This window comes from Microcystis sp. LEGE 08355 (genome assembly GCF_015207185.1).
Taxonomy (GTDB): domain Bacteria; phylum Cyanobacteriota; class Cyanobacteriia; order Cyanobacteriales; family Microcystaceae; genus Microcystis; species Microcystis panniformis.
Genome location: NZ_JADEXI010000116.1, coordinates 1 through 10348 on the forward strand (window position 1 = coordinate 1; position 10348 = coordinate 10348).

A 10348-nucleotide genomic window follows, 5' to 3' on the forward strand; every position below is an offset into this window, starting at 1 on the left:
ATGCAAGAGCAAGAAATTAATAAGGACAAATCTAAGAGTTTTTGGGCTTCTATTCGAGAAAATCTGCAAATTATCGCTATAGCTTTAGTTTTAGCCTTACTGATCCGCACTTTTGTGGCTGAACCTCGTTTTATCCCCTCGGATTCTATGTTACCCACTTTAGAACAAGGCGATCGCTTAGTAGTGGAAAAACTTTCCTACGATTTCCATCCTCCTCGACGGGGGGATATCGTCGTCTTTGAACCGCCGGCACAATTACAATTACAGGGATATCAAAAGGACCAAGCTTTTATTAAAAGAGTGATTGCCACCCCAGGGGATGTGATTGCTGTCAAGGAGGGCGAAATTTATCTGAATAATCAACCCTTGGCAGAGGATTATATTCTAGAATCCCCTCAATATAATTTAATGCCTTTGCTCGTGCCAGAAAATAACTTATTTGTCATGGGAGATAATCGCAATAATAGCAATGACTCCCATATCTGGGGGTTTTTACCAGAAAATAACGTGATTGGTAGGGCGGTTTTTCGCTTTTTTCCTTTTAATCGTTTGGGGATTTTAGGGGGGAATCGCTAACAGGAATTTTTAGTCCTGACGATGTTGAACAATTAAGACGGAACAGGGGGCATGATGGAGAACATAATTACTCACACTACCTAAGAATAACTCTCCTAGACCCGATCGCCCACGCCGACCGATGACAATTAAATCAATATTCTCCTCTCGCGCCACTTTACAGATAGTTTTGGCGGCATGACCGTAAATTTGCCGGTATTCTCCCTTTACACCCATTTCTCCCGCTTGATTAGCCCTTTTTTGCAACATGGCCAACCCTTTCTGCTCAAATTCTTCCCATTGTTGCCGCCAAAAATCAAGAGTGAGATCATTACCCTGGGCGGGGTAAATATCGGCTAAATTGGGTGGAATCGGTAAAGGGCTATAATCTTCCTCAGGGGAAAGGACGTGCAGTAGTAGCAGGTTAGCTTCGTACTTACTGGCTAAGGATACAGCCTCCTTAAAAACACTGTCCCCCATCTCCGACAAATCTACTGCTATCAAGATTTTTTGATACATTTTTCAGCCTCTGCAACCATGCCTTATTTAACGGAATCCGACGCTATTAGAAATGCGATCGATCACTTTTGCCATTTTCCCATTCTTTGGTTAGATACGGAAGTGGCCGATTACAATAGCAAGACTCCCCGTTTGTCTCTGATTCAAATTCTGGCTGATTCCACGGACTTAACGGGGGAGCGGGTGACAATTTTGGATGTTCTCGAGCGACCGTATCTTATACCATTTTTCTTTATTCGCGTCACAACGAATGAAGGTTTGGCAAGCATTCGAGCGTGGATGTCTGTCATGGATTTAGAAATTTGGTATTACTGACTATTTTATCACTAAAATCCTGTTGGTTGACCGGATAGAAAAGGTTTTTCACAATGCTAGTTATGATTGTAAATTTTTTGGCGGTAAGGGCAAAGTTTAAAAAATTACCTGTACCCTAGAGTTAGCTAAAAAGGTTCCCTACTATATTGCTCCTTTACCCAATTATCAACTGAAAACCCTGGCTGAATTAGGTTATACTTAGTATTTATGAGAAAGGCTGTAATAGCTAGAAAAAATTGCTTGCGGGGATAATCTAAATGACTGTAAAGATCGCTTATCTGGGGCCAGTGGGAACCTATTCAGAAACAGCCGCTTTAGCATATGCTAACAGTTTACCACCCCAGCCTCATCAATTAATACCCTATCCTAGCATTGCCCTGGCCTTGCGATCGGTTGTCCAAAATCAGGCCGATTTAGCAGTGGTCCCGGTGGAAAACTCCACCGAGGGAAGTGTGGTAATGACTCTTGATGCTTTATGGCAATTACCTGGGTTACAGATTCAACAAGAATTAGTTTTACCGATTTCCCATGCACTTCTATCTCCTCGACAATCGCTAACAGAAATTACAACCGTTTATTCCCATCCCCAAGCTTTAGCTCAATGTCAAAAATGGCTAGAAAATAATTTACCTACTGTGCCAATTATTCCCACCAATTCTACCACAGAAGCGATTCAAATTCTCGATCGAGAGGCCAATTCGGCCGCTATTGCTTCTCCCCGGGCAGCAAAACTCTATCATGTACCAATATTAACACAACCAATTAATGATTATCCCGATAATTGTACCCGTTTTTGGGTAATGGCTTTAACTTCTCATCCCCAAGGGGAGCGAATGTCCCTCGCTTTTCAGGTTTTAGATCAACCTGGTGCTTTAGTCAAACCCTTAGAAGTTTTTGCCAAACGTCAGCTTAATTTATCTCGGATCGAATCGCGACCAACTAAACGATCTTTAGGGGAATACATATTTTTTATCGATCTAGAGATTAATCTGGATCAACAGCATTTAATCGCAGAAACTTTAGAAGAATTAACAAATTATACCGATGCGATCGAGGTTTTTGGTGCTTATCAGGTGGTTAATTTGCCTGTAGAAAGTTTAGAGGAATTATAAACTAAGTTGCCCAGAAATTACAGTAGTTAAATAGGGGTTGCTGAATAAATCTAAAAACCTTGTTGGGTAAGACTTTTAGACTTTTTGTCAATCAAAAAGTACCAGATCTGGGAGTGATCGGGGGGAAATTTCTGGGACTTTTTCCCTGAAAATTAGGTAATTGACCCCCTCAAAATCGGTAAAACCCCACACCCCACACCCTGTCCCCACGAAAAACTTTTTCAGCAGCCCCTAAATAGAGATATTTTAGCTTTTAAGAGAGGGAAGAATCGGCAAAGATGAGTTTTCCTCTGGTGGAGTAAAATCAAGCTTTCTTTCCCCCACCAGAGGAAGAATAATTTCCACAGTTGTTCCTAAACCTTGACCTTGACTAAAGATAGTAATATCTCCCCCCATCATTTTCATAAAATTCTTAGAAATAGCTAATCCTAAACCCGTACCGCTAAATTTTCTAGTTGTGGAACCATCAATCATCACAAAAGGACGGAATAATTTTGATTGCTGCTGGGGGTCGATACCGATTCCTGTATCGATTATAGTGATAATAGCCTGTGGATGTTCTAGGTGAGTTATCAGAGAAATAGTTCCCGTTTCGGTAAATTTAATTGAGTTAGAAATAACATTCAAAATTACCTGTTTAAATTTAGTTGGATCAGCATATACTACTGGATTTTCTTGACAGAAAAGTAAATTTAATTTTAAGTGCTTACCTTGCAGCGATGCTGTTTGTAAATTAATAACTTCATTGATAATTTGGTGTAAATATACTGGTTCAGGATTAACGGAAAGTTTGCCCGCTTCTATTTTAGCAATACTGAGAATATCATCAATAATTTCCAAAAGATGTACGGCTGAATTATCCGCTTGTTGCAGATATTCTTTTTCCTCCTCATCACTGTTACAAAATCCATCCATAACGCAACGAATTGAGCCAATAATACCATTGAGAGGGGTGCGTAATTCGTGGGAAGTATTCGCCAAAAATTGGTTTTTTAATTGATTAGCATTTTCCGCTTCTTGCCAACTCTTAACTATTTCCTCTCCCCAAAGACGTAAACGTTCGAGCATTTCCTCTAGGGCCGACGCTAACTGATTAATTTCTCGAATATTAAAGTTTTGTGGTGTAATCTTTTCGGAGGGAATTTTCTGAATATTTAAGGCATAATCTCGCAGTTTTTCTAAAGGTATAGCTAAATCCCTAGCAATAAGTACAATAACTACTAAATAAGCTAATAATAAACCAGAAATTAGATAAAAAATTGCCTCCCAAATTTGTTGTAGAGGAGCCAGAGCTTGGGAGAGGGGACTAATGGCTAAAACTATCCATTTTTGGGATGATTCTCCCGTAACTGGACTGGGGAGGGAACTATAACCCGCGACTAATTCTTTGCCATCTTTCTCGAAAGAAAATAAATGCAAGAAATTTTGTTTTCCTCGGATAGCATTATTGATAATACTATTTAAGCGTTCAGCATCAGCTTCTTGACTGATATGGCTACCAATGCGATCAAAATAGGGATGAGCGAGAATAATGCCATTTTCAGAAATAACCACGGGATAACCTGACAAAGAACCGGGTAAAACCTTCTCACGGTAAAGTAGAGAAGTTTGCAGAATCAGACTAGATTGTAATTGTCCTTGATTATCGTAGATGGGAACAGCAAAAACTAATTCTAATTGACGATTATTATTGGGAGATTTGCTTAAAAGTTGTCGAGGTAAACTTCTCACTAAAATATTTTCGATATTTCCAGCAAAGCTAGTCCGTTTTTCTGTCCATCTTTCCAGAGGCAAAACTTTGATAGTTTCTGGGTCACAGGCTCGATTTAATAAAGATTTATTGGTCTTAATATCAATTAACTCCAGACAGTTAATCTGATTAGGAAGCTGGTCCGTGAATTCTTGTAAAAAAGTTTCTTTTTCGGCTAAGGTTCCCTGTTTTAAAACCAGACTCTCACCCGCAGTGATCAGATTGGCCCGCAAAAATTGAATTGATTGCTCAATATTGTCTGCTTTTCTGATGGCACTTTCGGTGAGATTTTGACGGGCCATTTCCAAAAAAGCCGATCGCGCCTTACGATAGGTAACATAAACTCCCATTAGTAGTACAGGAACACTAACCAGGAGTAAGCGAGAGAGCAGAATACGACGAAAGGAGGATTGACCGATAGACATAGGCAGAAATTGGTTTGATTCTGGCTATCAAACTCCAGACTATACTAGCCTATTCACCAATCAGACTGGGTGATATCCCCGAGCATTTGCCATGAATCGTCCTCACACCACCGTTATTTTAGCCATGAGTGCCGATGGTAAAATTGCCGACGCCTACCAGTCAGCGGCCAGATTTGCCTCTGCTACCGATAAAATGCGTCTAGAACAACATTTATCGCGCATGGATGCCGCTTTATTCGGTGCTAACACCCTGCGCGCTTATCACACCAGTCTTCCTATCCGTCATGGCGATTTTCTCGCATACCGTCAACAACGGGGATTATCTCCGCAGCCGATACAGATCGTTTGTTCTCATTCAGGGCAGCTTGATCCCCGGATGAAATTTTTTCAGCAGCCTTTCCCACGCTGGTTAATCACGGCAGCGGAAAAAGTGGCGGACTGGGAAAATCGGGGTTTATTTGAGCTTGTCTTAGTCTGCGGCGATTGGAAGGCTATTTTTAGTCAATTTACCGCCCTAGGTATCAAAAAACTGGCGATTCTGGGAGGAGGTGAATTAATTGCCTCTCTTTTAGCTGAAGATTTAATCGATGAAATCTACCTAACCATTTGTCCGTTGCTGTTAGGAGGCAATAAAGCGGCAACTCCCCTGGGAGGAACTGGATTTCTGGCAGATTCTGCCAGAAAATTACGACTTTTGAGCGTGGAAACCGTGGAAGCAGAAATTTTCCTACATTATTCCCTTGAACGAGATTCCCACAAATCTCAAAACTAGATTACCTTAAATAAAAAGGTTGACTTATCTTGTCCCATGGTAGAACAGCTTAAACCTCAATATTCTGTCGCTTGGATTGATAAAATGAGTGAGATTCCCCAACAAAAATGGGATGCTCTCGCTCAACCCCTAACTACTCCCTTTCTAGAGTGGGAATGGTTACATAATATCGAAACTTCTGGCAGTGCCACGGGACGCACCGGGTGGCAACCGGCTCATCTCACAGTTTGGCGCGGTGCTGAGTTAATTGCCGCCGCTCCTTTGTATATTAAAAGTCATAGTTACGGTGAATTTGTCTTTGACCACCAATGGGCAGATCTTTCCCATCGTTTGGGGATTAGATACTATCCGAAACTGTTAGGAATGACCCCTTTTACTCCGGCGGTGGGTTATCGTTTTTTAATTGCTCCGGGGGAAAATGAACTGGAGATTACGGCTTTAATGATAGCGGCAATTGATCATTTTTGCGATCAAAATAATCTGTCGGGTTGTCATTTTCTTTTTGTGGATTCCCAATGGCGAATTTTCATGGAAAATTTTGGCTTTACTCCCTGGTTACATCATAGTTATATTTGGAATAACAAAGGGTTTCAAAATTTTGAAGATTATCTGACGGTTTTTAATGCTAATCAACGCCGCAATATTAAACGGGAACGGAAAGCGGTGACTAATGCGGGGTTAATTATTAAAACTCTGGCTGCCGAAGAAATTCCCCATCATTTGTTCCCGTTAATTTATCGGTTTTATAGCAGTACCTGTGATAAATTTTACTGGGGAAGTAAATACCTGACGCAGAAATTTTTTGAACAATTATATCCGAATTATCGTCAGCGAGTGGTTTTGATTACTGCCTACCAAAATGAAAAGGATACTAAACCGGTGGGTTTATCTTTTTGTATTCGCAAAGATACTAATCTTTATGGTCGTTACTGGGGTAGTTTTCAAGAGTACGACTGTTTACATTTTGAAGCTTGTTACTATCAACCGATCGATTGGGCAATTAGTCAAGGTATTACCATGTTTGACCCCGGTGCGGGAGGACAACATAAAAAAAGACGGGGTTTTCCCGCTACTGCTAATCACAGTTTACACCGTTTTTATCATGGCAAAATGAATCAAATTCTCCGCAATTATATCCAAGAAATTAATCAAATGGAACAGGAAGAAATCGAGGCAATCAATCAAGATTTACCCTTTTCTAAGAGAGAAATTGAGTTGAACGAGTAATTTAGATAGGGTTTGTCCCTATTAGTGCAATCAACTATGAATACGAGGTTCTGGGTGCAGATTGGCTAAAATCTCACTTTCGATCGCCGCTAGGGTTTCTAAACGTTGCTCGATCACTGTACGTTCAAAATAATCCGCTGCTAATAGCCAGTAAATACCATAATGACGCGCTTCGGAAGCCATTAAACCGCGATAAAATTGAGCTAATTGAGGATCGGGACAATACTCTCCCAATAAACCCAATCTTTCGTGGGAACGCGCCTCGATTAAAGCTGATATCAACAGAGAATCCAAAAGGCGATCGGGTTCTTGGTGACGAATCTGCGCCTTTAATTTAGCACCATAAGGGGGAGAATTTAAGGGAGCGAGGGGAATTCCCCATTTATCTAACCATTGATTTACCTGTTCAAAATGTTCTAATTCCTCTTGGGCGATCGCTGTTAATTTCCGCACGAGGGAAGCGTAGGAAGGATAACGAAACATGAGATTTAAGGCCACTCCTGCCGCTTTTCGCTCACAATGGGAATGATCGAGCAGAATAATCTCTAAATTATTAATTGCCTGTTCTATCCAATCCTCAGAGGTGGCACTGACTAATAAATTAATCTTTCCCATCGTCGCTGATTCCAATTTGCTGCATCTTTCACCCTAACCCAAAAAGTCAAATATTTGCCGAAAAAAGCAGACTTTGCCATTCTAAAAGTACAGGAATCGGGATGTTAAGATGACGGGGAGCCTCTAGGGGTAGGGAAAGTTCGATCGCTTCAGTAACGGGTAGCTGCGGTAAGATATCCTGCATCTCGTATTGACCGACGTTAGCTGCTGGTGATTTTTCGGCAAAAGCATCCTTAGCCGCTAAAATTTCGCCTTTAGCTGTCGTTATCGTCAATCTTTCTCCATGGAGAAACTCAATCCCTTCAGGAAATCCCACCAAGCGCAAACTAATTTCTAGGGTTTCCCCATCCTTAATTCGTTTGAACAACACCACCTGCCAAGGACTACCTGTATCATCGCGCAAACTATGACGGGATTGATACAACAGCTGCCCCGGCCCCTCTAGCTGTTGTCGAGTTAGAGCTAGTGCAGACAAGGAAAAATCAATCCCAAAGCTGATAAACACCAAAAAACTCACGAGAACACAAAATAATAATAGAAATCGTTTCATAACTTTATTGACATAATAGATAAAATATGAGATCAACTTTGCACCCTTAGCCAAGCTAAGGAAATTATATCGCTATATAGTTATACTAGCATACTATTTAAAAGGGATAGGAGAGTGGGCAGCGCCAAAGCTAGGTCGAGGAAGTTTGAGCATTTGTACTAAAATTTCCCATATGCAGTTTAAATGCAGTACAGCTGATCAAAAACTAAGGACACGGCTTCTGTGATAGCCTAGATGATTGGTGAAGCATAAACACGGCCAATCAATCAGATGGATTTTTTACTGGAAGTCGGTACAGAAGAACTACCCGCAGATTTTGTCGATAGCGCGATCGCACAATTGCAGGAAAGAGTTAGCAAGAGTTTAGAGACGGAATCTCTGGATGCGACTGCTATTCAAGTTTACGGAACCCCGCGCCGTTTGGCCGTGTTAATCACAGGATTACCGAAGGAGCAAGAAGCTCGCAGCGAGGAGATAAAAGGACCGCCAGTTAGTGCCGCCTACAAAAATGGCCAAATTACCCCCGCTGGTGAGGGTTTTGCTCGAAAACAGGGAGTTAGCACCGCTGCTTTCTCCATTCGTGCCACAGACAAAGGAGAATTTGTCTATATTGAAAAAACGATTCCAGGTCGTCCAACAGCCGAGATTTTAACTGAATTAATTCCCCAATGGATTACCCGTTTGGAAGGAAGACGTTTTATGCGTTGGGGAGATGGAGATTTAAGATTTCCCCGGCCAATTCGTTGGTTATTAACTTTAGTGGATGGGGAAGTTTTGCCCCTAGAATTAATTAATGGCTCTACCACTTTAACCAGCGATCGCTTAACTTTTGGTCATCGCATTCTACACCCGCAATCCCTAGCCATTAGTCACCCCCAAGCATATTTAACCAGTTTGCGATCAATTTTTGTGGAAGCGGATCCGCAAGTGCGTCAACAGATAATTACTGATCAGATTACCACCCTGGCTAAAAAACTCCAGGGAGTGGCAGAAATTCCCGCCGATTTATTAGCAGAAGTGACTAACTTAGTCGAATATCCCACGGCAATTGTTGGCAAATTTGACGATGAATTTCTGGAATTACCCCCAGAAGTAATTATTACCGTGATGGTGACACACCAGCGTTATTTCCCAGTGAAAACTCCCCAGGGTTTGTCACCCTATTTTATTACTATTTCCAATGGCGATCCCCAGAAATCGGAGATTATTTCCGCAGGAAATGAAAGGGTTATCCGCGCACGGTTAGCTGATGCCAGATTTTTCTATACTGCCGATTGTGATGAACCCTTAGATAGTTTTCTTCCCCAACTGGAAACCGTCACTTTCCAAGAAGAATTGGGAACCATGCGCGATAAAGTCGATCGAATTATGGAAATTGCCCAGATGATCGTCGAACAGTTAAATCTCGATGAACAAAGTCGCAGTGATATAGAGTCCACTGCCATGCTTTGTAAAGCGGATTTAGTTACCCAAATGGTCTATGAATTTCCCGAATTACAGGGAGTAATGGCCGAAAAATATGCTTTAATTAGTGGTGAATCGCCTGTAGTTGCCCGGGGCATTTTTGAACATTATCTGCCTCGCAATGCTGGGGATATACTCCCGGAAACAATAACCGGTCAAGTGGTGGGAATTGCCGATCGCTTAGATACTTTAGTCGGTATTTTTGGACTGGGAATGCTGCCCACTGGTTCCTCAGATCCCTTCGCTCTCCGTCGGGCTGCCAATGCAATAATTAGTATTATCTGGTCAGCCGATTTTAATATCAATCTTTTGGCATTAATTGAGCAAATAGCTCAGGATTTTGTCACCAGTCATCCCGATAAACCCAACCCGGCTAATCTGATTAAAGATTTCTTTTTACAGCGTCTGCAAACTCTCTTAATTGATGATTTGAGGATAGATTATGATCTCGTTAATGCAGTTTTAGGGGAAAACGATCCAGAGTATAAGTCTCGCGCTTTAGAAAATTTATTAGATACCCGTGAACGCGCTCGCTTTTTATGCCAAATTCGTCAGGATGGTCAGTTAGCCAACATCTATGAAACCGTCAATCGCTCGACCCGTTTAGCACAAAAAGGAGATTTAGATACAACTACCCTAGAAGTCAAGGCAATCATCAATAAGGAGTTATTTGAACAATCCTCCGAATCAGCATTTTATGACGCTTTAATTGCCCTAATTCCCGAAACTATCAGCGCAAGAGAGCAAAGAGATTATCAGCGTCTCCTCACTGCTTTAACGGCAATTTCTCCCCTGGTGGCTGACTTTTTTGATGGCGAAAATAGTGTATTAGTCATGGCAGAAAAAGAATCCGTCCGTCGCAATCGTTTAAATCTGTTGGGTTTACTGCGAAATCACGCCCGAGTCTTAGCAGATTTTGGGGCAATTGTCAAGGGATAATTCAGTTATCAGTTATCAGTTATCAGTTATCAGTTATCAGATTTGAGTTTTCAGTGGACAGTGGTAATCAGTGAGCAGTTGTCAATAGACTGACTACCTTTATTG

Annotated in this window: 10 protein-coding genes; 6 read left to right on the top strand and 4 right to left on the bottom strand. The window is 41.5% G+C overall.

Annotation, left to right across the window (positions count from 1 at the left end):
- Positions 1 to 576: signal peptidase I (lepB, locus tag IQ242_RS08215; RefSeq protein ID WP_193959626.1), on the top strand; the 576-nt coding region annotated here is incomplete at its 5' end.
- Between the two features lie 9 nt (positions 577 to 585).
- On the opposite strand, the gene IQ242_RS08220 is transcribed toward lepB, so the two are convergent.
- Positions 586 to 1074, bottom strand: coding sequence for a universal stress protein (locus IQ242_RS08220; protein WP_193959627.1), 489 nt, complete (start codon positions 1072 to 1074; stop codon positions 586 to 588).
- A gap of 18 nt (positions 1075 to 1092) precedes the next feature.
- On the opposite strand from IQ242_RS08220, the gene IQ242_RS08225 reads away from it, so the two are divergent.
- Both IQ242_RS08225 and pheA read left to right on the top strand, forming a co-directional pair.
- Positions 1093 to 1389: a hypothetical protein gene (locus tag IQ242_RS08225; RefSeq protein ID WP_193959628.1), complete on the top strand. Its 297-nt coding sequence runs from the start codon at positions 1093 to 1095 to the stop codon at positions 1387 to 1389.
- 257 nt (positions 1390 to 1646) lie between these two features.
- Entirely contained in the window at positions 1647 to 2501 is an 855-nt protein-coding gene (gene pheA, locus IQ242_RS08230; protein WP_193959629.1) for a prephenate dehydratase, read from the top strand.
- A 246-nt stretch (positions 2502 to 2747) separates the two neighbouring features.
- Here pheA and IQ242_RS08235 read toward each other — a convergent pair whose 3' ends face one another.
- Positions 2748 to 4676, bottom strand: a complete 1929-nt coding sequence (locus tag IQ242_RS08235) for a sensor histidine kinase (protein WP_193959630.1) — start codon at positions 4674 to 4676, stop codon at positions 2748 to 2750.
- Positions 4677 to 4767: 91 nt separating this feature from the next.
- On the opposite strand from IQ242_RS08235, the gene IQ242_RS08240 reads away from it, so the two are divergent.
- Entirely contained in the window at positions 4768 to 5448 is a 681-nt protein-coding gene (locus IQ242_RS08240; protein ID WP_193959631.1) for a dihydrofolate reductase family protein, read from the top strand.
- 36 nt (positions 5449 to 5484) lie between these two features.
- A complete protein-coding gene (locus IQ242_RS08245; RefSeq protein ID WP_193959632.1) occupies positions 5485 to 6675 on the top strand; it encodes a GNAT family N-acetyltransferase in 1191 nt (396 codons plus the stop codon).
- A 30-nt stretch (positions 6676 to 6705) separates the two neighbouring features.
- On the opposite strand, the gene IQ242_RS08250 is transcribed toward IQ242_RS08245, so the two are convergent.
- Positions 6706 to 7290 carry a tRNA-(ms[2]io[6]A)-hydroxylase gene (locus IQ242_RS08250; RefSeq protein ID WP_052276923.1) on the bottom strand — a complete coding sequence of 195 codons (585 nt, stop codon included), beginning with the start codon at positions 7288 to 7290 and terminating at the stop codon, positions 6706 to 6708.
- Positions 7291 to 7336: 46 nt separating this feature from the next.
- Positions 7337 to 7840, bottom strand: a complete 504-nt coding sequence (locus IQ242_RS08255; RefSeq protein WP_193959633.1) for a DUF3122 domain-containing protein — start codon at positions 7838 to 7840, stop codon at positions 7337 to 7339.
- 270 nt (positions 7841 to 8110) lie between these two features.
- Here IQ242_RS08255 and glyS point away from each other — a divergent pair, with 270 nt between their 5' ends.
- Positions 8111 to 10243: a glycine--tRNA ligase subunit beta gene (gene glyS / locus IQ242_RS08260; protein ID WP_193959634.1), complete on the top strand. Its 2133-nt coding sequence runs from the start codon at positions 8111 to 8113 to the stop codon at positions 10241 to 10243.
- The last annotated feature ends 105 nt before the right edge of the window (positions 10244 to 10348 follow it).

Bases quoted from the DNA above. Each gene is read 5' to 3' on its own strand.
- IQ242_RS08250 (WP_052276923.1), bottom strand. From the start codon at position 7,290: ATGGGAAAGATTAATTTATTAGTCAGTGCCACCTCTGAGGATTGGATA.
- IQ242_RS08225 (WP_193959628.1), top strand. From the start codon at position 1,093: ATGCCTTATTTAACGGAATCCGACGCTATTAGAAATGCGATCGATCAC.
- IQ242_RS08220 (WP_193959627.1), bottom strand. From the start codon at position 1,074: ATGTATCAAAAAATCTTGATAGCAGTAGATTTGTCGGAGATGGGGGAC.
- pheA (WP_193959629.1), top strand. From the start codon at position 1,647: ATGACTGTAAAGATCGCTTATCTGGGGCCAGTGGGAACCTATTCAGAA.
- glyS (WP_193959634.1), top strand. From the start codon at position 8,111: ATGGATTTTTTACTGGAAGTCGGTACAGAAGAACTACCCGCAGATTTT.
- IQ242_RS08255 (WP_193959633.1), bottom strand. From the start codon at position 7,840: ATGAAACGATTTCTATTATTATTTTGTGTTCTCGTGAGTTTTTTGGTG.
- IQ242_RS08240 (WP_193959631.1), top strand. From the start codon at position 4,768: ATGAATCGTCCTCACACCACCGTTATTTTAGCCATGAGTGCCGATGGT.
- IQ242_RS08245 (WP_193959632.1), top strand. From the start codon at position 5,485: ATGGTAGAACAGCTTAAACCTCAATATTCTGTCGCTTGGATTGATAAA.
- IQ242_RS08235 (WP_193959630.1), bottom strand. From the start codon at position 4,676: ATGTCTATCGGTCAATCCTCCTTTCGTCGTATTCTGCTCTCTCGCTTA.